Genomic DNA, 25,757 nt, shown 5'->3' with positions numbered 1-25,757 from the left:
GGTACGTGACCGCGGACTCGCTGGACATCACCGAACTCCTGGATCGGTGGAACAACCGGTCGACGCCTGAACAGACGTCGACGGTTCCGGAGTTGTTCGCCACCCGATGCCTGCACGACCCCGACGCGGTCGCCGTCGTCGACGGCGCGCGCCGGCTCACCTATCGACAGCTCGGGCAACGGGCCGCCCAGCTCGCCCACGCCCTCGGCACCGTCGATGACCGTCCGGAGGCCACGGTCGCCGTCGGGGTGCCGCGCTCGGCGGAGATGGTGGTCTGCGTGCTCGCCACGATGCTCGCCGGCGCGGCCTTCGTGCCGCTGGATCCGGCGTGGCCGGCACACCGCCGGCAGCAGGTGCTCACCGACGCGGGCGCCCGCACGGCGTTCGTCACCGCATCCGACGACAGTCATTGGGGCGTAGCGACGTTGGTCGTCGACCTCGACGACTGGCGATACGGCTCGGAGTCGGCGACACTGCCGGAGGCCGCGGTGCAGCCCGCCCAGCTCGCCTACGTGATCTTCACCTCCGGGTCGACCGGCAGGCCCAAGGGCGCGATGATCCGCCACGAGGCGATCGCCGAGCGACTTGTGTGGCAGCGCGACCAGATCCTCGGATTCGGCGCCGACGACGCATCGCTGTTCAAGGCGCCGCTGTCGTTCGACATCTCGGTCAACGAGATCCTGCTGCCCCTGGTCAGTGGGGGCCGGGTGGTGATCGCCGCACCCGACGGCGACCGGGATCCCGACTACCTGCTCGACCTCATCCGCGACGAGCAGGTGACGTTCGTCTACCTGGTGTCCTCGATGCTGGACACCCTGCTCGAGCTCGACCGGCTCGGGACGTCGGCGGGATCGCCGAGCGCGCTGAGCTCCCTGCGCCACGTGTGGTGCGGAGGTGAGGTGCTGACCCCGAGCCTGTTCGTCCGATTCCGGCGGCAGCTCACCACCACGCTGTATCACGGGTACGGACCGGCCGAGGCGACCATCGGCGTCTCCCATGTCATCTACCGCGACTCCGCGGAGCGGATCGCCACCTCGATCGGCCGGCCGAATCCGCACACTCAGCTCTATGTCCTCGACGAGGACCTGCGTCCGGTCCCCCCGGGTGTGGGCGGTGAGCTGTACGCCGCCGGATTCCTGCTGGGCCGCGGCTACGTCAACGCGGCCCCGCTGACCGCGTCGCGCTTCGTGGCCAACCCGTTCGATGCCCACGGCTCCCGTATGTACCGCACCGGCGACCTGGCCCGCTGGAGCGACGACGGGTCGCTGGAGTTCCTCGGCCGCACCGACAACCAGGTCAAGATCCGGGGCAGGCGCATCGAACTCGAGGAGATCGAGTCGGCGATCGCCGCGCACCCGGCGGTTCGCCAGGCCGTCGTCACCGTGCACCGGCAGGGCAGCGCCGACCACCTCGTCGGCTATGTGGTCGCCACCGACGCAGCACGCCACGACCCCGCACTGCACACCCGGATCGCCGACTGGTGCCGATCCCGGCTGCCCGAGTACATGGTGCCCACGAGTGTGCTCACGATCGATCGGATTCCGTTGACCGCCAACGGGAAAGTCGATCGGCGCGCGCTGCCCGCCCCTCCGCCACCATCCTCGGCGACCGGGACCACGCCGCCGCGCAACCCGCGGGAGGCGCTGCTGTGCCGCGCCTTCGCCGACGCGCTCGACCTCGACGACATCGGCGTCGACGACGACTTCTTCCGGCTGGGTGGCGACAGCATCGTCGCGATCCGCGTCGTCAGCCGGGTGCGGTCAGCCGGGTACACGCTGCGTCCCCGCGACATGTTCGCCCACCGCACCGTCGAGTCACTCGCCCCACTGCTCACCGAGGCACAACCGGTCGCGCTGCACAGCGGTGACGCCACGGGTGCGGTGCCGGCGACACCGATCCTGCATTGGCTGGCCGACGTCGGACGGCCTGCTGCGGCGTCGACGTTGAACGGGTTCTACCAGGGCATGACGCTGGTGACGCCGGCCGATCTCGACGAGGACACCGTGCGGTCGGTCCTCGACGCCGTGGTGGCCCGCCACCACCTGCTGTGGGCATCGACCGGCGCGACACCCACTGAGCTGACCATCCCGGACTCCGCCCCGCGGGTACCGCTGTTGACCGGCCGTCTCGACGACGGTGTCGAGGCGATGCGGGACCGGCTGGTCGCGCTCCTCGACCCCGCGGCCGGCGTCATGATCGCCGCCGGCTGGCTGACCGATCCCGGCGAACCCGGCCGGCTCGTCGTGATCGCCCACCACATCGTCGTCGACGGGGTGTCGCTGCGCGTCCTGGCCGAGGACCTGGAGACCACGCACCGCCGGCTCACCTCGGGGTCCGATCCGGCACTCCCGCCGGCGCCGACGCCATGGCTGCAGTGGGCCCGGCAGCTCACCGACGCGACCGCACTGGGCGCCTTCGACGCCGACCACCGCTACTGGGAACACCTCGGCACGGTCACCGAAACAGCTTGGGGTGACCGGTCTCTCGATCCGACGCGGGACACGGTGGCCAGCGAAGCCGCCCTGATCGTCGAGCTGCCGGAGCACGTCACCGCCGCCCTGCTGACCACCGTGCCCGACCGCATCCACGGCCACGTCAACGATCCGATGGTGGCCGCGCTGTATCTCGCGCTGCGGGTGTGGCTCGACGACCGCGGGGTGCACGGGTCCGGGGATCTGCTGGTGGAAATGGAAGGCCACGGCCGTGAAGGTCACGCCGTGGGCGATCTGGACCTGTCCGAGACGGTCGGATGGTTCACCACGCTGTACCCGGTCCTGCTGTGCGACAAAGACATCGACTGGCGCGCGGCGGTGCGGGACGACGCCGCGCTCGGTGCCGCCGTGCGCTCGGTCAAGGACCAGCTGCGGGCCGTGCCGTCACACGGCCTGAGCTACGGCGCGCTGCGGTACCTGCACCCGACAGACGCCGTGCCGGTCGCCACTCCCCAGGTGTTGTTCAACTACCTGGGCCGCTTCGACGCCGCGGATCGTCCGTGGGCGTTCGCCGACGAGCACGCGGTCCTCGAGGGGCGCGACCCCGCCATGCCGCTGCCCCGGCTGCTGGAGATCAACGCCGAAGCCGTCGACGCGCCCACCGGAACCGTGTTGCGCGCGACCTTCAACTGGCCCGCCGCGGCGATCTCGGCATCCGAGGTGGACCGGCTGGCAAGGCTGTGGTGCGAGCTGCTGGGCAGAATCGCCGGCAGCGAGCACGTCCGCGGGCACAGCGCGTCCGACTTCCCGCGGGTCGCGTTGACCCAGCGTGACGTCGCCGACCTCGCGGCCCGCTACCGCGATCTGGTCGACGTGCTGCCGCTGACCTCGACCCAGCAGGGCATCTACTTCCATTCCACGTTCGATCGACGCAACGACCCCTACGTCGTGCAGCAGATCGTCGACATCCGGGGACCCCTCGACACCGACCGGTTCCAACGGGCCACCGAAGCCGTCGTCACCCGGCACCGCGCCCTGTCGGCAGCGTTCACCACGCTCGGTGACGGCACCCCGGTGTCGGTCCACGCCGCCGTCGTCGCGCCGGACTTCAAGGTCGTCGACGCCGGAATCGCCGACGCCGGCGAGGTGATCGCCGGACACGCCGAACGGGAACGGCTTCGCCGTTTCGATCTCGCCGCGCCGCCGCTCACGCGGTACGTGCTCGTCCGCCACAGCGACGAGTTGCACACGATGATCCAGACCGTGCACCACATCGTCGCCGACGGCTGGTCGGTGCCGCTGGTGCTCGACGACCTGCTCACCGCGTACGCCGGTGAGGACTTCCCCGGCCCGGCCCCGCAGTTCGGCTCCTTCCTCGACTGGCTCGCCGACCGCGACGAGGCCGCCGACCGGCTCGCCTGGACGCCCGTACTGACCGGCATCGACGGACCGACCCGGATCGCGGCGGCCGACGGCCTCCGTCTCTCCCGCGACACCGGATTCGGCCGCCGCACCGCACGATCGATGGATGCCCGGCTGCTGGGCGCAGCCGCGCGCGACGCCGGTGTCACGATCGGCACGCTGCTGCACACCGCCTGGGGGCTCACCGCGGGCCGGCTGACCGGCCGCACCGACGTCACGTTCGGCACTGTGGTGTCGGGCCGCGACGCCGACCTGCTCGACGTCGACCGGATGGTCGGGCTCCTCGTCAACACCATCCCCATGCGCGTTCGCTGGACCGAGCAGGACCCCGTCCGCGCGGTGGCGGCGCGGCTGGCGCACACCGAGGCGACACTGCTGGACCATCATCACCTGCCGCTGCCCGAGGCGCTGCGCATGGCCGGTGTCGACGACCTGTTCGATTCCCTGGTCGTGATCGAAAACCTGGGCGCCAGCACACATTCGAGCCCAGACCTCGAGCTGGGCGACATCACCGTGATCGAGGCGCCGCACTATCCGCTCACCGTGACGATCACCGTCCGCGAGCAGGTCGCGGTCACGGTCACCAACGACTGCACCCGGCTCTGCGATGCGTTCGCCGACGCGGTCGCCGCAGCATTCGGAGCACTGCTGCGGGCGGTCGCGGCCGACCCCGAGCTGGCCTGCGGGCGCATTGCGCTGGCCGATGCCGCCGTCGCACGCGACGCCGAATCCCACCCGCGCGGCGACCGCTCGGTCACGCGGCTGCTCGCCACGGCGGCCGCTGAACGTTCCGGCGCACCGGCGCTGGTCGTCGGCGGCGTTCCCGTGACGTTCGGGGCACTCCAAGCCAGAGCCGCCGGGCTGGCGCACCTGCTCGTCGACGCCGGGGTGCGTCGGGGCGATGTCGTCGCCCTCGCGATGGCGCGGTCGGCGGACCTGGTCGCCGGGCTGTGGGCGATCACGATGACCGGCGCCGCGTACCTGCCCGTCGACCTCGGGTACCCGCGCCCCCGCATCGAGTTCATGCTCGGTCATGCCCGCCCCCGTGCGGTGCTCGCCGACACCGCCGGGCGACGCGTGGTCGGCACGACGATCCCCGACGGGACCGCCGCGGTCGACGCGGACCGGGTGACACCCGACGACGCCGACCTCCCGCTTGTCGACGTCGGCCCGCTGGATGCGGTCTCGGTGCTCTACACCTCCGGATCGACGGGTGAGCCCAAAGCCGTCATCGGTACGCACGGCGCGCTGGCCAATCGGCTGGCATGGGCGACCGAGGCATGGCCGGCACCGATCAGGCTGGCGAAGAGCTCACTGTCGTTCATCGACGGCACCACCGAACTGCTGGCCGGTTTGGTCGCCGGGGCGTGCACGGTGCTCGCCGACGACGATGCCGTGCGCGACGGCCGGCGGCTGGCCGCGTTGATCGCCGAGCACGACGTCCGGCAACTGGTGGCGATCCCGTCGCTGGCCGCGGCGCTCGCCCAGGAGCACACCGCCGAGGTCGGCTCGATCCGGCGGTGGATCGTCAGCGGCGAAGCACTCACTCCGCACGCCCTGACCGCCCTCCAGGCGGCCTGCCCGGATTCGGTGATCGTCAACTCGTACGGGTCGTCCGAGGTCACCGGTGATGTGCTCACCGGTGACCAGTACGCCGACACGGTCACGCTGGGCGCCGAGGTGCCGGGTGCCGGCGTCCGCATTCTCGACACCGCGCTGGCGGAGCTGCCCGCCGGCGTGATCGGCGAGATCTATGTCACCGGCACGCAGCTGGCCCGCGGGTACCTGCACCGGCCGGGACACACCGCGGTGAGGTTCGTCGCCGCGCCCGGCGGGCGGCGGATGTATCGCACCGGCGATCTCGGGGCGCGGCTGCCCGACGGCCGCGTGGTGTTCGCGGGACGCGCCGACAGCCAGCTGAAGATCAACGGCCACCGCGTCGAGCCGGCCGAGGTCGAGGCGGCGCTGATGCGGGTTGCCGGGGTGAGCCAGGCCGCCGTCGTGGGCCGTGGACCGGAACTGGCCGCGGTCGTGGTGACCGAACCCGGCGGACCCGACGTCGCCGAGATACGCGCGGCCGCGGCCGGCGCCCTGCCCCGGCATCTGGTGCCCTCGGCGATCGCAAAGGCGGACGCAATCCCTCTGCTGCCCAACGGAAAACGCGACACCTCGGCAATCCTGGCGATCCTCGACGACGATCGTCCGGCCTCGACCGGTGCGCCGGTCCCGCCCGCTGACGATCGGCAGCGCGCGATCGTCGAGGTGTTCGCCGACGTGCTCGGCCGGGAATCGGTCGGCGCCGACGCCGACTTCTTCTCCCTCGGCGGTGACAGCATCGCCGCAATCCGGGTGACCAGTCGGCTGGCCCGCGCAGGCCTGCAGGTGACGACAGAGGACGTGTTCCGCGGCCGTACCGCGATCGGGCTCGCTGCACTGGCTGCCGACACCGCCCTCGCGCGAGCGGCGATTCCCCGGTTCGGCACGCTCCGGCTGTCGGAGGAGACACTGCGGCGGATCACCGATTCCGAGGCGGTCGAGGACATCTGGGCGATGTCGCCGCTGCAGCAGGGCGTGTACTACCAGAGCACGCTGGGCAATGCCGCCTCGGCGACCTACCTCACGCAGAACACGTTCGACTTCGACCGGCGACTCGACCTCGACGCACTAGGCCTGGCATTCGGCTCGCTGCTGCGACGTCATCCCCAGCTGCGCGCGGGCTTCCGGACCGTCGAGCACGCCGAGGAGATGCCTGCACCCGACGCCACGGCGCTGGTTCAGGTGATCCTGGCCGATCCACCGGCGGAGATCTCCGTCGTCGACCTCACCGCGCACGGTGACGGGGAAGCGGTCGCCGAGACGCTACGCCGCGTCGGAGAGGCCGACCGCACCGCGCCGTTCGACCTCGCGCAGCCCCCGCTGATGCGACTCACTGTGATCCGGCTGCCCGACGGGCGGGACCGGATGCTTCTGACCTATCACTTCCTGCTGTTCGACGGTTGGTCGCGCGAGCTGGTCCTGCGGGAGTTGTTCGCCCTGTACGACTCCCACGGCGAGAGCGGGGTGATACGGCCACATACCGACGTGGTCACCGGATACCTGCGCTGGGTCGACGAGGTCGGCGACGCCGAGGCGCGTCAGGCGTGGGGGCACCTGCTGGGCGGCCTGCCGGAGCCCACGCTGGCCAGCGGCGTCGCACCCGGCCAGCCGGCGGCGCTCGCCGACACCGAACCGGAGCGCATCGTCGTCGACCTGTCGCGTGAGGTGACCCGGCGGCTGCACGCCACGGCGGCCACGCTCGGGGTCACCCTCAACGCCGTCGTGACCGCGGCGGTCGCGGCAGTCACCGGCTACCACGCCGGCACCACCGACGTCGTTCTCGGGACGACCGTGGCCGGACGACCCGGCGAACTGATCGGTATCGACGACGCGATCGGGTCGTTCCTCAACACCGTCGCGGTGCGTGCCGACCTGTCCCCCACCCGCACCGCCGCCGACGCGATCCGCGCGATCCACGAGCAGCGCATCTCGATGATGCGCCACGACCACCTGGGCCTCGGCCACATCCAGCGTGCCGCAGGCGATTCCGCGGCGGCCCTGTTCGATTCGCTGCTGGTCTTCCAGAACTTTCTCGCCGACGACACGTTCACCGAGCTCGAGTCGAGACACGGTGTGATCGCCGTCGACTATCACGACACCACGCACTTCCCGCTCACCTGGGTGCTCACCCCAGGCCGGGAGCTCACGGTCAAGCTCGAACACCGGGTCATCGGCGCGGCCCGCGCCCAGGAGATGGTCACCCAGGTGCTCGCGGTGCTGGGGGCGGTCGCCGACACGCCCGACGTGGCGCTGGGCGCACTGCCCGTCGTGTCGGGCGAGCGCGCCGCCGCGCTCGAGCGGCGCTGGTCGGCCACCGCCCGTCAGGTCGAGCCGGCCACGGTCGCCGAGCTGCTGGCCCGCCGCGCCGCCGCCGATCCCGACGAGACCGCGCTGGTGTTCGGCAGCGAGCGCCTGAGCTACCGCGAGTTCGACGACCGGGTCACCGCGATGGCGCGCTACCTGCGCCGGCACGGCGCGGCGCCCGAATCGTTCGTGGCGCTGGCGCTTCCGCGTTCGATCGGCATGGTGGTCGCACTGTTCGCGGTGCTGCGCGCCGGCGCGGCGTATCTCCCGCTGGAGCTGGATCTGCCGCTCGAACGGCTGCGCACGATCGTCTCCGATGCCCGCCCGGCATTGCTGCTGACGACCGCGCACCACACCGCGATCGGCACGTGCGCTCGCGAGCACGGCGCCACCGTGATCGCCCTCGACGACCCGGACACACGGCATGCCCTCGCGGCCACATCGTCAGAACCGCTGTCGGACAGCGAGCTCGGCCCCATCGGTCCGGCGCGGCCGGCACATCCGGCGTATCTGATCTACACCTCCGGGTCGACCGGCACGCCCAAGGGTGTGCTGACGCCCTACGCGGGGCTGACCAACATGTACTTCAACCACCGCGAAGCCATCTTCGAGCCGACGGTCCGACGGGCCCGCGGCAGCGATCGCGAACAGGCGCGGCTGCGGGTCGCGCACACCGTCTCGTTCTCGTTCGACATGTCGTGGGAAGAGCTGTTCTGGTTGCTCGACGGCCACCAGGTGCACATCTGCGACGAAGAGCTGCGCCGGGACGCGCCCGCGCTGGTGGGCTACTGCCGCCGGCACCGCATCGACGTCATCAACGTGACGCCCACCTATGCCCACCACCTGTTCGACGCCGGGCTTCTCGACGGGCATGCTCCCGCGCTGGTGCTGCTGGGTGGCGAAGCCGTCAGCGAGCAGGTGTGGTCGGCGCTGCGCGACCATCCGGACACCGCCGGCTACAACCTGTACGGCCCCACCGAGTACACCATCAACACCCTCGGTGGCGGGACCGAGGACAGCGCCACCGCGACTGTCGGACAACCGATCTGGAACACCCGCGGATATGTCCTCGACGCCGCGCTGCGCCCGGTGCCCGACGGTGCGGCCGGTGAGCTCTACATCGCCGGCACCGGTCTGGCCCGCGGGTATCACCGACGGGCCGGACTGACGTCGGCGTCCATGGTGGCCGACCCGTATGTTCCCGGCGGACGGATGTACCGGACCGGCGACCTCGTGCGCCGCCGGCCCGGCGCCGCCGAACCCGGCATCCTCGACTATCTGGGACGCGCCGACGATCAGGTGAAAATCCGCGGCTACCGGGTCGAACTCGGCGAAGTCCAGTCCGTGCTCGCCGCCGTTGACGGCGTCGCGCGCTGCGCGGTCGTGGTGCGCACGGGTTCGGGCGTCCCGCCGGTGAAAACCCTGGCCGCCTACGTCGTGCCGTCCTCACCGCCGGACGACCGCGGGGACTTCGTCCGGGGCCTGCACAGCCGGCTGTCCGAGCTGCTGCCCGGGTACATGGTGCCCACCCGCTACGGGGTCGTCGAGACGCTGCCGCTGACGGTCAACGGCAAGCTCGACACCGCGGCCCTGCCCGAACCGGTCGCCGCGACCCGCGGCGAGAGCCGGCAGCCGCGGTCGTCGGCGGAAGCCATTCTGCTGCAGGTGTTCTCCGGCGTTCTCGATCTCGAAGACATCGGCGTGGACGACGACTTCTTCGGCCTCGGCGGCGACAGCATCTCCTCGATCGCCGTGTGCGGTCGGGCGCGCAAAGCCGGGCTGCACATCACCCCGCGCGACATCTTCCGCCGGCGCACGGTCGCCGCGCTGGCCGCGACCGCGGGCGAGGTGTCCTCCGCTGCCCCGGCCGGCCCCGACACCGGCCTCGGCGAGATCGCCGCCACGCCGATGCTGGCTGAAACCGCCCGCGCCGGCACACCGCTGGCCAACTTCTACCAGTCGATGGTGCTGGCCACCCCTGCCGGCCTCACCGGCCCGCAGCTCGACGAGATGCTCGCAGCTGTGCTGACCGCGCACGGGATGCTGCGTGCCCACCTCGAGGTGCACGACACGGGCTGGACGCTCTCGGTCGGAGACGCCGCCGGGGACGTCGCGTCGGTGTGGTCCCGCGAGACCGGCGTCCTCAGCGAAGACGACGTCGAAGCCGCGACTGCCGCGGCTGCCGCCGAGCTGTCACCGGCCGATGGGCGGATGGTCCGTGCCGTGTGGTTCGACACGCCCGGCGTCACCGGGCAGGTGCTGCTCGTCATCCACCACCTGGTCATCGACGGTGTGTCGTGGCGAATCCTCAGCGAGGACTTGGCGCGAGCCTGGGCGGAGGTGGCCGCCGGCCGGCCGGCCCGCGTCGACGAGGTTGCGACGTCGTTCCGCTCCTGGGCGGCGGCGCTGCGTGCGTCCACCGGATTCGACGACGAGGTGGCGTACTGGGCGGACATGCTGGCCACCCCGGACCCCGCCTTGGGCGGCCGAGCGCCGGACCCCGCGATCGACACGGCCGAAACCGTTCGCAGCCAGACGTTCTCACTGCCGTCCGACATCAGCGCGGCGCTGCTGTCGACCATCCCGGCCGCGTTACACGGCGGGGTCAACGATGTGTTGCTGACCGCGCTGGCACTGGCGCTGGCGCAGTGGCGGGCCGACCGGGGCCGGCAGGCAGGCACCGCGGCACTGATCAACCTCGAGGGACACGGCCGGGAAGCCGACCTCGTGCCGGGACACCCCGATCTGTCCCGCACCGTCGGCTGGTTCACCGCCATCTACCCGGTGCGCGTCGATCCCGGCCCGCTGTCCTGGGACCAGGTCCTCGACGCCGGTGAAGCGCTGGCCGCAGCGACCAAAGCAGTCAAGGAGCAATTGCGGGCGATCCCCCGTCGCGGCCTGGGCTACGGCGTGCTGCGGCACGTCCGCGCCCACCCGTCGCTGCAGGGTCCGGCGCCGCAGATCCTGTTCAACTACCTGGGTCGGTTCAGCGGCGGCAGTGGCCGGGACTGGACACCGGTGGCCGGAATCGGCGCGCTGCGCGAGGGCGTCGACGCCACCAATCCGGCGGTCGCGCTGGAGATCAACGCGATCGCCGAGGACCGTCCCGACGGCACGTCGCTCAGCGCCACGCTGGCCTGGCCGGCAGGACTGATCGACGCCGCCGACGTCGAGTCACTGGCCGACCGGTGGCGCGACGCGCTGTGTGCACTGACCCGGTGCTCAGCGCTGAGCGGGCACACGCCGTCGGATTTCCCGCTGGTGGAACTCACCCAGCGCGACGTCGACACGCTGCAGCGTGCCGGCGACGTCGAAGATGTGCTGCCCCTGCTGCCCCTGCAGCAGGGCATGTTCTTCCACAGCGTGTACGGCGAAGGCGTGGACACCTATCGCGTGCAGCAGATCGCTCGGCTGTCCGGAGCGATCGACACCGAGCGCCTGCGGCAGGCCCTCGACGCGGTGATGCGGCGACACCAGGCGCTGCGGGCGAGCTTCGCAGAACTCGACGACGGCCGGGTGGCGCAGGTGATCCGGCCGGAGGTACCCATGGAGTTCGACGTCGTCGACGCGTCCGGCCTCGACCCGCAGGATGCTGCCGAAACGCTGGACGACGTTGCTCGCGAACGTCTTTCGCGTCCGTTTGATCTCGCCGAACCGCCGCTGGTGCGCTACACCCTGGTTTCGGTCGGCCCGCGCGACCACCGCTTGATCCAGACGATGCACCACATCGTCGCCGACGGCTGGTCCTACCCGCTGATCTTCACCGACGTCGTCGCGCTGTACCACGGTGCGCACGCACAGCCCGGATCGCTGCCGCCGGCGCCCGCGACGCTGCGCGACCACGCCGAATCACTGCAACGCAGGGACCGTGACGCTGCCCGGCGCGCCTGGGCCGAATTGCTCGACGGGGTCGAACCGACCGCCCTGTTCGACGGGAGAACCGCCGACCACCACCGCGCCGGTGTGCACCGCAGCGCGATCCGTCACCTGCCCGCCGGGCTGACGTCCCGGCTGATCACACTGACCCGGGACCAGGGCATCACGATGTCCACTGCGCTGCACGGGGCATGGGGCCTGCTGCTGGGCCGGCTGCTCGGTCGCACCCGGGTGGTGTTCGGATCCACGGTCTCCGGCCGCGACACCGACCTCGGCGGTGTGGAGTCCGTCGTGGGACTTCTCATCAACACCATCCCGGTGCCGATGTCCTGGCGACCCGGCAGCTCGATCGCCGAGGTGTTCTGGGCACTCCAGGAACAGCAGAGCGGGGTGCTGGACGCGCAGCACCTCGGTCTGGCCGAGCTGGCCCGGCTGGCCGGGGTGCGGGAGTTCTTCGACACGATGGTCGTCGTCGAGAACTTCCCGGCGGCGAACTCCCCGGCCGGCGAGCAGCTGCTCACCTACGACGGGTTCACCGGGACCGACGCCCCGCACTATCCGCTCGCCCTCGTCGCCTACCTCGGCGAACGGCTGACGCTGGAAATCAAGTACGACACCGCCGTGGTCTCCGACGCCGAGGCCGCGCGCTACGCCGAAAGGATCGAACGGGTGCTGACCACGTTCGCCCACCAGCCCGACGAACCCGTCGACAGACTCGACGTGCGCGGCACCGACGAGCTCCGCTTCGGCACCGCGTCACCGACCGTCGAGAGGACGACTCCGACTCTCGCAGAGGTGTTTTCGAGAACGGCAGCGCAGCGACCGGATGCCGTCGCGATCACTGTCGGGTCCACGGCGCTGACCTACGCCGAACTGGATCGCCGCGCGGGCGCGGTGGCGCAGACGCTGACCGGCATGGGAGTGGGGCCCGAGTCGCGGGTCGCGGTCGCGCTGCCGAGGTCGCTGGAGCTGATCGTCGCCATCGTCGGTGTGGTCAAGGCAGGGGGTGCTTACGTACCGCTCGACCTCGACTCCCCTGCTGCGCGGCTGGACCACATCGTCACCGACTGCGCGCCGGTGTGCGTGCTCACCGATGACGCGGATCGATTGCCCCGGATGGCGGCGCCGACGGTCCTGCTCGCCGACGCCGAGCAGCCCCGCGGATCGGCGACCACCGCGCCGATCGCCGTGCTGCCCGAGCACACCGCCTACCTCATCTACACCTCCGGCTCCACCGGCCTTCCCAAGGGCGTGGCCGTCTCCCATCGCAACGTCGCCGCGCTGTTCCACAGCACCGCAGACCTTTTCGATCTCGGCGCAGACGATGTGTGGACCATGTTCCATTCGGCAGCCTTCGACTTCTCGGTGTGGGAGCTGTGGGGCGCGCTGTGGCACGGCAGCCGGCTGGTACTCGTCGACTCCGCGGACGCCCGGGATCCCGACCGGTTCGTCCGGTTGCTCGAAGCAGAGCGTGTCACGGTGCTCAGCCAGACCCCCTCGGCGTTCTACCCGCTCGCCGAGGCGGATCGGCGGTTGCGGCCGATCCTGGCACTGCGATACATCGTGTTCGGCGGCGAGGCGCTGGACACCTCACGGCTGGCCGGCTGGTACGGCCGGCACGAGCCACGAAACCCGATGCTGGTCAACATGTACGGCATCACCGAGACGTGCGTGCACGTGTCGCACCGCACCCTGGCGGCCGCCGATGCACACCCCGGCGCCGACAGCGTGATCGGCGGCCCGATCCCGGGTCTGCGGATCCATCTGCTGGATCGGAACCTGCGACCGGTCCCGGCAGGCGTGGTCGGCGAAATGTACATCGCCGGTGCACAACTCGCCCGCGGTTACCTGGGCCGGCCCGATCTGACCGCCAGCCGATTCGTGGCGAACCCGTTCGACGCCGCAGGCGAGCGCCTCTACCGCAGCGGGGACACCGCGATGTGGACCGAATCGGGGGATCTGATCTACCAGGGCAGGTCCGATCATCAGGTCAAGATCCGTGGCTACCGCATCGAACTCGGCGATGTCGAGTCCGCACTCGTCGCGCTCGACGGGGTCGACAACGCCGCCGCCTCGGTGCTCGTCGACGACTCCGGCCGGGCCAGGCTGGTCGGCTATCTGGTCTCCGGCAGCGGTGTCGAGGTCGCCGAGATCCGGCGGGCGCTCACCGAGCGACTGCCGGACTACATGGTGCCCACCGCGTTCGTGGTCCTCGACCACCTGCCGCTGACGGTCAACGGCAAACTCGATCGGGCGGCCCTGCCGGCGCCGGAGTCCGCGGCGCCTCCTGCCCCGTCCGGCGCACCGGCACCAGGCCGGGACGCAGCGGAGCAGATCGCCGCGTTGTGCAGTGAGATCCTGCGAGCACCAGTCGGAGTCGACGACGATTTCTTCGTGGTGGGCGGCGACAGCATCGTCGCCATCCAGCTGGTCAACCGGGCGCGGCGACTGGGTCTGCAGCTCACCCCGCAGCAGGTCTTCACCGCGCGCACACCTGCCGCGCTGGCAGAGCTCGCGACCCCGCCGCGCGCGTCGGCCCAAGAAAGCGAACCAGAACCCCATGCCGACGCCGAACCCGGTGACGTGCCGCCGACGCCTATCGTGTTGCGACTCGCAGAACTCGGCGGCCGTATCGACCGGTTCAACCAGGCAGACCTGCTCTACACCCCGGCGGGGCTGACGCTGGAACACCTCGATGCGGCACTGAACGCGGTGGTGCGCCGCCACGATGCGCTGCGGATACGGCTGGTGCGGCCGATCCCGAGCCTCTGGTCGCTCGAAACCACTGCCGCGGCACCGATTTCGGCGACCCGGGTGGACGTCGGCGGTATACCGGACGCCGAACTGGCAGAGGTGATCGCGCGCGAGTCCGACGCGGCTGCCGACCGGCTGGATCCGGAGGCCGGCTCGGTGCTGCAGGCGGTGTGGTTCGACCGGGGTTCGGCGCAGCGGGGCAGGCTGCTGCTGGTGGTTCACCATCTCGCCGTCGACGCGGTGTCCTGGAACATCCTGATCGACGACCTGGCTGAAGCGTGCCGCCAGGCCGCCGGCGGCAGGTCCCCCATCGCGGCGCCGGTGCCCACCTCGTACCGCAGTTACGCGCGCATGGTGAACGAGAACGCCCAGCAGGCCACTCGCCTCGCCGAGTTCGAGCTCTGGAGCTCCGCACTGGCCCCGGGCGGTGAGCTCGTCGCCGAGTCGAACGCGCTGGGGCTGACCGTCGGCGCGACGCGAGATCACGAGATTCGGCTCACCGTCGAGGAGACGGTGCCGCTGCTCACCACCGTGCCTGCGACGGCCAATGCCGACGTGACCGAGACCCTGCTCACCGCGCTGTATCTCGCGGTGAACCGATGGCGGACCGGGCGCGGTGGCGCACCGGACGCACCGTTGGTGCTGGACCTGGAACGGCATGCCCGCGACCGCTGGGGCGACCAGACGGATCTGTCGCGCACCGTCGGGTGGTTCACTGCCCTCGCGCCCGTGCGCCTCGGCGGTGGCAACCCGGCCGACGATCTGATCGGCTCTCTCAAACAGGTGAAGGAGACGGTGCGCGCCGTCCCCGACGGCGGTGTCGGATTCGGTCTGCTGCGCTACTGCAATCCGCGCACCGCGGCCCCACTCGCCAGAATGGCGGCGCCCCAACTGCTGTTCAACTATCTCGGCCGGTCGGCCGGCGGTGAGGAAGGCGACTGGCGAACGGCCCCGGAATCGGCGGCGTTGCGCGTCGATCCCGACCCCGACCTGGGTACGCCCTACCTGCTGGAGATCAACGCACACTGCGAGGACACCCCACAGGGACCGCGCCTGCGCGCCGTGTTCACCTACGCCGACGGCGAACTGACCGAGGACGAGGTCGGCGACCTCGCCGCGCACTGGTCCGCCGTTCTGCGGGAGATGGGCGACGCCGGCACGGGCGCCCCGGCGGCGTCGCTGACCCCGTCGGATCTGCCGCTGGTCTCGCTGGACCAGAAGCAGATCGACGCAGTCCTGGCAGCGCCCGGTCCGGTGGAGACGATCTGGCCGCTGTCACCCCTGCAGGAAGGTGTCTTCTTCCAGGCCAGTTACTCGCCGGCCGCGGTCTACATCGTGCAGAACGTGTTCGACGTCGCCGAGCCGGTGGACGTGCCCGCGCTGGAAGCGGCGTACTCGCAGGTGATGCGGCGCAATCCGGTTCTCCGGTGCGGCTTCTGGGCCGATGGCGTGCCGCACCCGGTGGCAGCCGTGGCCGCCGACCCGGCCGTCACGGTCGAGGTCGTCGACATCAGCGACCGGCCCGAGACTGCGATGGCCGCCGAACTCGACCGGATCACCGAGGCCGACCGGTTACGCACCTTCGACCTGTCCGCACCGCCGCTGGCCCGCTTCACTGTCGTGCGCACCGGCGCTGCTGACCGACTGATCTTCAGCTATCACTTCCTGCTGCTGGACGGCTGGTCGCGCGAACACCTGCTCCGCGAACTGTTCGGCGAGTACACCGCGGCCCGCCGGGGCGGCTCGGCGCACGTGCCCCCGGCCCCGGCACAGTTCACCGACTACCTGACATGGCTGGCCGGCCGCAACACATCCGAATCCGCGGCCGCGTGGGCCGACGCACTCGCGGGTCTTGCGGGGCCGTCGCTGCTGGTGCCCTCGGCCGTCGGCACCGAACCGACCCTCGCGCTGCGGCTCGAGTTCTTCCTGACCGAGGAGCAGACCGCCGCACTGACCACGCGGGTACAGGCCTGGGGAGTCACCCTGAACGCGGTGATCACCACGGCGCTGGCGATGGTGATCGGCTACGAATCAGGCAGCGACGACGTGGTTCTCGGCACCACGGTGGCGGGGCGACCGACCGAGATCGACGGGATCGACGAGGTCATCGGGCTGTTCCTGAACACCGTCCCGACCCGGGTCCGGTTACGGCCCGACCACACGCTCTCCGAAACCCTGCACGCGGTGCAGTCTGCGCGCCTGGTCCTGATGGATCACGAGTATCTCGGTCTCGGTGACATCCTGCGCGCGCTGGCCGCGGCCAACCCCGACAACGACACCTTCGCGGGCGCCACCCCGCTTTTCGACAGCCTCTACGTGCTGCAGAACTTCCTCGGGGACGACACGTTCACCGACATGGAGGCCGAGCACGGCATCGTCGGGCACGATTCGATCGACGCCTCGCACTATCCGCTGACATGGGTGGCCTCGCCCGGACGCCGGTTGTGGGTCAAGCTCGAATACCGGCCCGACGTGGTGGAGCGCGACCACGCCGCCCGCCTGCTGGATCGGTTGCAGCACCTGCTGATTCACCTGACCGCCGCCGGGGCCCACGAACCCCTCGGTGGCGTGCCGGTGCTGATGCCGCGTGAGGTCGCCGCCCTCGAGGCCCGAGACGAAACCACCCGGCACGAGCTGCCGCCGGCGACGGTCACCGATCTGCTGGCCCACCGCGCCGATCACAGCGCGGAGCTGACTGCCCTGGTGTGCGGAAACGAGCGCGTCGACTACCGCGACCTGCAGGCACGCATCAATCGGCTGGCCTGGGTGCTGCGCAACCGCGGCATCGGCTCCGGTGCGATCGTGGCGCTGGCCATCCCCCGGTCGATCGAGGCGGTGGTGGCACTGTTCGGTGTCCTGCGGGCCGGCGCGGCCTACCTGCCCTTGGAACTCGACTACCCCGACGACCGGCTCGCCGCGATGCTCAACGACGCCGAGCCCGCCTGTGTGCTCACCACCGCCGCGGTCGCCGACCGCATCACCGGCCTGGCACCGTCGGCGTGCCCGTCGTGGCTCCTCGACGGCGACGCCGTCACCTCCGAATGTGCTGCCGCTCGGCCGGATTGGGATGGCTACTCCCCCTATCCGGACGAGACGGCCTACGTCATCTACACCTCCGGGTCCACCGGCCGGCCCAAGGGTGTCGTGACCCCCCACCGGGGGCTGACCAACATGCACCTCAACCACCGGGAGGCGATCTTCGGTCCGGCGATCGCCGAGGCCGGCGGACGCCGGATCCGGGTCGCGCACACGGTGTCGTTCTCCTTCGACATGTCGTGGGAAGAGCTGCTGTGGCTGATCGAAGGCCACGAAGTGCACATCTGCGACGAGACGCTGCGCCGGGACGCCCACGCGCTGGTGGCCTATTGCCACCGTCACCGGATCGACGTCGTCAACGTGACACCCACCTACGCGGCACTGCTGTTCGAGCAGGGGTTGCTCGACCCCGCCGGGCATCCCCCCCTGCTGGTGCTGCTGGGCGGGGAGGCGGTCTCGACGGCAGTGTGGAACAGACTGCGAGAGAACACCTCCGGCTACAACCTGTACGGTCCGACCGAGTACACGATCAACACGCTCGGCGGAGGTACCGATTCGAGCCCCACTCCGACCGTGGGGCAACCCATCTGGAACACCACCGTCCACATCCTCGACCGCGCGCTGCGGCCGGTCCCCGACGGCGTGGCCGGCGAGCTCTACATCCGGGGCGCCGGCTTGGCGCAGGGCTATCTCGGGCAGCCGGCGCTGACGGCGAGCCGCTTCGTCGCCGACCCGTTCCGCGGCGCCGACGCGGACTTCGACGCACGGATGTACCGGACCGGCGACATCGTCGTCCGGCGCCCTGACGGAAATCTCGACTTCCGCGGCCGCTCGGACGACCAGGTGAAGATCCGGGGCTACCGCGTCGAGCTCGGTGACATCGAGTCCGCTCTGGTCGAGCACCCGCAGGTGGCGCAGGCGGCGGTGATCACCCGGCCCGACCCGACGGGCTCGCCCCGGCTGGTGGCCTTCGTCGTGCCCACCGACCCCGAGACCGACACCGGCGATCTGGCCGCCCGGGTGCGCGCCGATCTGCGCGCGTCGCTGCCGGCGTACATGGTGCCGGCGGCCATCGGTGTGCTCGACGAGCTGCCGGTGACCGACAACGGCAAGCTCGACGTGCGGGCGCTGCCGGAGGTCGACGCCGACCCCGGCCAGGATGCGGGCCGCGCTCCCGGCTCACCGGTCGAGGAGGTTCTCTGCGCGGTGTTCAGCGAGGTGCTGGGGACCACGGTGGCCGGTGTGGACGCCGATTTCTTCGCACTCGGCGGGCATTCGCTGTCGAGCATCCGGCTGATCAACCGGGTGCGGGCGGAGCTGGGCGCGACGCTGTCACTGCGGGACGTCTTCGATCACCCGACGGTCGCACGACTCGCCGAAAGGCTCGAGAGCCGGCCCGCGACGACGCAGCGGACCGGCCTGCAGGCGCGTCCGCGCCCCGACGTGATCCCGGTGTCCCCCGCGCAGGAACGCATGCTCATCATGGACCGACTCGGCGAGTCGGGCGTGGCCTACAACTATCCCCTGGCCGTCACCGTGCACGGCGCACTCGATCTGCCCGCCCTGCGCCGAGCCCTCGGCGACGTGGTGGACCGCCACGAGTCGCTGCGCACGATGTTCCCCGAAGGCGACGGCGGCTTCACCCAGCAGATCCTGCCGCCCGGGGTGAACGTCCCGATCGACGTCATCGACTGCGATGACGCGCACCTGCAGACGCAGCTGGCCACGGCGGTGGCCCACCGGTTCGATCTGCAATCAGGCATCCCGTTGCGAGTCAGCGTGTTTCGCCACGATCCGCAACGTCACACCGTGGCGCTGCTGCTGCATCACATCGCCACCGACGAATGGTCCGATGCGCCGCTGCTGACGGATCTGGACCGGGCGTACCACGCCCGCAGGCGCGGCCAGGCCCCGGTGACCGAACCGCTGCCGGTGCAGTACGCCGACTACGCACTCTGGCAACGCGAACTGCTGACCGACATCGAGGACAGCCAGCTCGCGTTTTGGCGTGCGGCGCTGCGTGGCGCTCCCCACGAGCTGCCGCTGCCGACCGACCGGCCCCGGCCGGCCACACCGAGTGGCGCCGGCGGCACCCTCCGCGTCGACCTGGACGCCGCCACCGCGGCGGCGCTGCGCACCCTGGCGGCCCGGCACCAGGCGAGCATGCTGATGGTGCTGCACGCTGCCGTCGCGGCGCTGCTGCACCGGCTCGGGGCGGGCACCGACATCGTGGTGGGTACGCCGGTGGCAGGCCGCGATGGGTCGGTGCTCGACGACGTGGTGGGCTTGTTCGTCAACACCGTGGTGCTCCGCGCCGACCTGTCGGGCGACCCCGACTTCGCGGAGCTGCTCGACCGGGTCCGCAGCGCCGACCTGGCTGCGTTCGCCCACAGCACCGTGCCGTTCGACCGCATCGTCGAGGACCTCAACCCCACCCGCGCGGCGGGCCGCAACCCGCTGTTCAACGTGTTCGTCGGCTTCCACCGCCGCGACGACGACCCGTCGATCTTCGGCCTGCCCGCGGACTGGCACGAATTGCCGCCCGACGGCGCCATGTTCGACCTCGGGTTCACCCTCGTCGATGCGCCCGGATCGGGTTCGGCGCACCTGGTCACCGAGTACAGCAGGGATCTCTTCGACGAGCAGACGGTGCGTGAGATCACCGACCGGCTGGTGCGGGTGTGCGTCGGGGCGGCCACCGACTCTGCGGTGCACGTGCGCGATCTTCCGATTCTCACCGCCGCAGAACGACACTCGGTGCTCGTCGAACGCAACGCGACCGCGCACCCGCTGCCACCGACCAGCCTCGGTGCGTTGGTGTCGGCGCAGGCCCGCCGCAGCCCGCACGTCCTCGCCGTGGTGTCCGGGGCCGACGAACTGAGCTATGCCGAACTCGACGCATGGTCGGACCGGTGGGCGGCGCGCCTGGGCGGGCGTGGCGTGGTACCCGGGGCGATCGTCGGTCTCGCGCTGCCGCGGTCGGTGGAGCTGATCGTGGCGCTGGTGGGCATCGCCAAGTCGGGCGCGGCATTCCTCCCGCTGGACACCGATTACCCGCGCGAACGTGTCCACCACATGATCACGGACGCGCGGCCGGTCGTCGTCGTCGACGACGCCGCCGAGGTCCGGCGCGCCCGGGCGGACACAGCACCTGGCCCGCTGCCCGAGATCGACCCGTCCTCCTGGGCGTACATCCTGTACACCTCGGGGTCGACCGGCACCCCGAAGGGAGTCGCGGTGCCGAACGCCGGCATCGTCAACCGGATCGCCTGGCTGCAGCACGCGTACCCGCTGGGAGTGTCCGACCGCATGCTGGTCAAGACACCCGTCGGTTTCGACACCTCGGTGTGGGAGGTGTTCTGGCCGCTGAGCACCGGCGCCGCGCTGGTCGTCGCCCGCCCGGGCGGGCATCGGGAACCGGAGTATCTGGCGCAGACCATCGCCGAAAACCAGGTCACCGCCGTCGATTTCGTCCCCTCGATGCTCGAGGTCTTCCTCGACGAACCCGCCGCGGCGACCTGCAACTCGCTGACCCGGGTGACAGTGGGCGGCGAGGCGCTGAGCGCCGAGCTGGCCGGACAGTTCGCGCGCGCCTTCCCCGGCACCCCGCTGCACAACCTCTACGGTCCGACCGAGGCCTCCGTCGACGTGCTGGGGTGGACCGCCGACGGCGGCCCGGTGGCGCTCGGTGTACCCGGGTGGAACGTCACCGCCTACGTGCTCGACGAACATCTCACGCCGGTTGCCGACCGCACCCCCGGGGAGCTCTACCTCGGTGGGGTCCAGCTCGCCGACGGCTACCTCAACCGGCACGTCCTGACCGCCGAACGGTTCGTCGCCAACCCGTTCGGCGCCGGCGGAAGCCGGTTGTATCGCACCGGGGATCTGGTCAGATGGCGGTCGACGCCCTCGGGCGCGGTGGTTCTCGACTACCTCGGCCGCACCGACGACCAGATCAAGCTGCGCGGCGTACGGATCGAACCCGGGGAGATCGAAGCGGTCCTCGGCGGTCATCCGGCGGTTGCCTCGGCGCGGGTCATCGCGCGCGCCGACCGACTGCTCGCCTACTACCTGCCCAGTGGGGAGCCGATCGACGACCCGTTGCGCCAGTACGTCGCGCGTCGTCTGCCCGTCCACATGGTTCCGTCGGAGTTCATCGAGCTCGCGGCCTTCCCGCTGACGCCCAGTGGGAAGCTCGACAGACGCGCACTTCCGGACTCCGTTGGCACCCGCGTGACGGGGCGACCGCCCACCGACGATGTCCAGCGCCGGATGTGTGAGCTCTTCGGGTCGCTGCTCGATGCCGAGATCGCCGACATCGACGCCGATTTCTTCGCCCTCGGCGGGCATTCGCTGGCCGGTGTCCGGTTGATCGGCAAGGTGCGGGCGGCTTTCGGGGTGAGCCTGTCGCTGCGCGATGTGTTCGACAATCCGACGGTCGCCGGATTGGCCGCCGTCGTGGGTGCGGCGAACACACCCGCGGACCGGCGACCGGAACTGACCGTTCGACCTCGGCCCGAGGTCGTCCCGGTGTCCCCGGCGCAGGAACGGATGCTGATCCTCGATCAGCTCCCCGAGACCGGGGTCGCCTACAACTACCCGCTGGTGGTCACCCTCGACGGGGAACTCGACGTGGTGGCGCTGACCCGGGCGCTCGGCGACGTGGTCGACCGCCACGAGTCGCTGCGCACGGTGTTCGTCGAGCACGACGGCGGCTTCGCCCAACAGATCCAGCCCGCCGGCACCGCCGTGCCGGTCGAGATCATCGAGGGCACCGGTCCCGAGATCGACGACCAGATCGCCGCGGCAGTACGTCACCGATTCGATCTGCGTTCCGAGATCCCGTTGCGCGCCAGCGTGATCCGTGGCTCCGACGGCGCCACCACCGTCGTGCTGCTGCTGCATCACATCACCACCGACGAGTGGTCGGACGCACCGTTGCTGCGCGACCTCGAGGCGGCGTACACCGCACGACGGCAAGGCCGAGCACCGGAGTGGCAACACCTGCCGGTGCACTATGCCGACTACGCGAGCTGGCAGCAGGACCTGCTCGCCCAGGTCGGTGACGCGCATCGGCAGTTCTGGACCGACGCTCTGCGCGACGCGCCGGACGAACTGCCGCTGCCCACCGACCGCCCCCGGCCGTCCGAACCCACCGGCGCCGGCGGTGCGCTGCACCGCGACCTCGACGCGCACACCGTCGCCGCGCTGGGCGCCCTGGCCAACCACCATAAGGTGAGCATGCTGATGGTGGTGCACGCCGCGGTGGCCGCGCTGCTGCACCGCATCGGGGCGGGCACCGACATCGTCACCGGGACACCGGTGGCGGGCCGTGACGACACCGCCCTGGGCGACGTGGTGGGTCTCTTCATCAACACCGTCGTGCTGCGGGCCGACGTCTCGGGCAACCCCCGGTTCGACGAGCTGCTCGCCCGCGTGCGCGATACCGACCTGGCTGCGTTCGCCCACGCCGAGCTGCCGTTCGATCAGGTCGTCGACGCGCTCAAACCGCCCCGGGTCCACGGGCGCAACCCGTTGTTCAACGTCTTCATCGCCCACCACCGCCGCGACGGGGACGACTCCATGCTGTTCGGGATGTCCGCGCACTGGCACGAGCACACGGTGTCGACGGCGATCTTCGACCTCGGCTTCACCGTCACCGACACCAGCGACGGCGGCGGTGTGGTCACCACCGAGTACAGCTCGGACCTGTTCGACGGGTCCACGGCCCACGCCCTCACCGAACGGTTGGTGGCCGTCCTCGACCAGGTCGCGCGCGACAGCACGGTCCGCATCGCCGAACTCGACGTACTCGCGCCGGCCGAACAGGCGTCTCTGGCCGCGCGCAACGACACCGGTCACGTGGTCGAGGCGACGAGCCTGGCTTCCATGGTGACAGCCCAGGCCCGGCGCAGCCCCCATGCCTGTGCCGTGCGCGACCACACAGGCGAACTGACCTATGCCGAGCTCGACGAGTGGTCAGACCGCCTCGCCGCTCGACTGATCGGTGCGGGCGCAGGCCCGGGCACGCTCATCGGGGTCCGGCTGCCACGCTGCGTCGAGCTCGTCGTCGCACTGGTCGCAGTCACCAAGACCGGCGCAGCATTCCTGCCGTTGGACCCCGAATACCCCGGCGAGCGAATCGATTTCATGATCGCCGATGCGACACCGGCCGAGGTGCTCGACGACGTCGCCGACATCCGCGGGGCGCAGTACGGTCCACCGCCCGCCAGCCTTCCCGACCCTCACCCGGCGTCCTGGGCCTACGTGCTGTACACCTCGGGATCCACCGGCACGCCCAAGGGCGTCGCCGTCGCCCACGCAGGCATCGTCAATCGCATCGCCTGGCTCCAACACGCCTACCCCCTCGACGACACCGACCGGATGCTGGTCAAGACCCCGATCAGCTTCGACACCTCGGTTTGGGAGGTCTTCTGGCCGCTGAGCACCGGGGCCACCCTGGTCATCGCCCGTCCCGGCGGCCACCGCGAGCCCCGATACCTCGCCGAGGTCATCGCCGACGAGCGCGTCACCGCCGTCGACTTCGTTCCCTCGATGCTCGAGGTGTTCCTCGACGAACCCGCGGTGCGCAACTGCCGCTCCCTGACCCGGGTCACCGTCGGGGGTGAGGCGCTCAGTACCGAACTGGCCCGCAGATTCGGTCGCATCTGCCCGCACACCCCACTGCACAACCTCTATGGTCCGACCGAGGCTTCGGTGGACGTACTGAACTGGACCGCCGACGGCGGCCCGGTCGCCCTGGGGCTGCCCGGTTGGAACGTCCGAGCCCACGTGCTGGACATCTACCTGAACCCGGTGCCCGACAATGTGGCGGGCGAACTGTACCTGGCCGGAACGCAACTCGCCGACGGTTACCTGCACCGCCACGGCCTGACCGCCGAGCGGTTCGTCGCCAACCCCTACACGCCGGGCACCCGCATGTACCGCACCGGTGACCTCGTGCGCTGGCGCGTCGGCGCGAACGGGGCACCGGCACTCGAATACCTGGGTCGCACCGACGAACAGATCAAACTGCGCGGCGTGCGGATCGAGCCCGGGGAGATCGAGGCCGTGCTCGACAGCCACCCCGCGATCGCCTCGGCGCGCGTCGTCGCCCGCGGGGACCGACTGCTCGCCTATTACCTGCCCACCGGCCATCCGGCTGACGAACCGATACGCGACTACGCCTCGCGCCATCTACCCCTGCACATGGTGCCGTCCGATTTCGTCGAGCTCACCGTGTTTCCGTTGACGCCCAGCGGCAAGCTCGACAAGCGCGCGCTGCCGGTGCCCCAGCGCGGGTCGACATCCGGCCGGCCACCGTCCACGACCCGTCAACACACGCTCTGCGCCTTGTTCGGTGAGGTGTTGCAGACCCCCGTCACCACGGTCGACGCCGATTTCTTCGAGCTGGGCGGGCATTCATTGCTGCTGGTGCGTCTGGCGTCAGCGATTCGTCGTGAGTTCCCGGTGGTCGCCGATGAACTCTCGGTGGGCGATCTGATGGTCGCGTCGACGGTCTCCGCGGTCGATCGCCTCCTGTCCGGCGAGGACCGCCACGACAGCTTCGCGCCGATCCTGCCGGTGCGCACGGGCGGCACCGCCCCGCCGCTGTTCTGCCTCCCGCCGGCCAGCGGGCTGAGCTGGCCCTATACCGCACTGAAACGTCATGTGCCCCAGCAGATCCCGATCTACGCGCTGCAGTCGCCGTTGTTCTCAGGCGGGGCGCTCCCCGACGACCTCACCGAACTCGTGCATCTCTACACCGACACCATCACCGGGGTGGCGCCGACGGGCCCGATCAGGGTGCTCGGCTGGTCATTCGGGGGTGTCCTGGCGTTGCTGGTCGCCCAGGAACTGGTCCGCCGGGGCCGCGACGTCGGCTACGTCGGGATGCTGGACTCCTATCCGCACGTGTCGAGCGGCGAGTTCGACCGCGAGGCGGTCCTGGCGTCCGTGCTCAGCGAGATGGGGTTTGCGGCAGATGTGGGCGATCGTCTGACGGTCCCGGAGGCGATCGACCTGATGCGGGCTCACGACGACGCCATCGCCATCCTCGACGACACGCAGATCGCTGCGGCCGTCGAGAACTACATCGCCGCCGAGAAGTTCACGGTGAGAGCCGATTACGGCCGTTATGACGGCGAGGTGTTCTTCGTCGACGCTGCGCTGGAGGACGACAGGTGGGGAGTCGCGTCACAGGCCTGGCGGCGATACATTCCGGGTTCGCTGCGCGTGATGACCGTGCAATGCCGGCACGCGGACGTGTTGGGCCCGACCGCACTCGACGAGATCGGCCCGGTGCTGGCCGCCGATCTGACCCACCGGCAGGACTGA

At 70.7% G+C, this 25,757-nt stretch carries 1 protein-coding gene; it reads left to right on the top strand.

The genetic code is table 11. The features are described from left to right. Positions 1-5: 5 nt before the first annotated feature. Positions 6-25,757 (top strand): non-ribosomal peptide synthase/polyketide synthase, encoded by a 25,752-nt coding sequence (locus MCHLDSM_RS15875; RefSeq protein WP_053083002.1) that lies wholly within the window; start codon positions 6-8, stop codon positions 25,755-25,757.

The organism is Mycolicibacterium chlorophenolicum (genome assembly GCF_001044235.1).
Taxonomy (GTDB): Bacteria; Actinomycetota; Actinomycetes; order Mycobacteriales; family Mycobacteriaceae; genus Mycobacterium; species Mycobacterium chlorophenolicum.
Note: the sequence above shows the minus strand (reverse complement) of the source record. Positions and strands in the feature narration are given on the sequence as shown.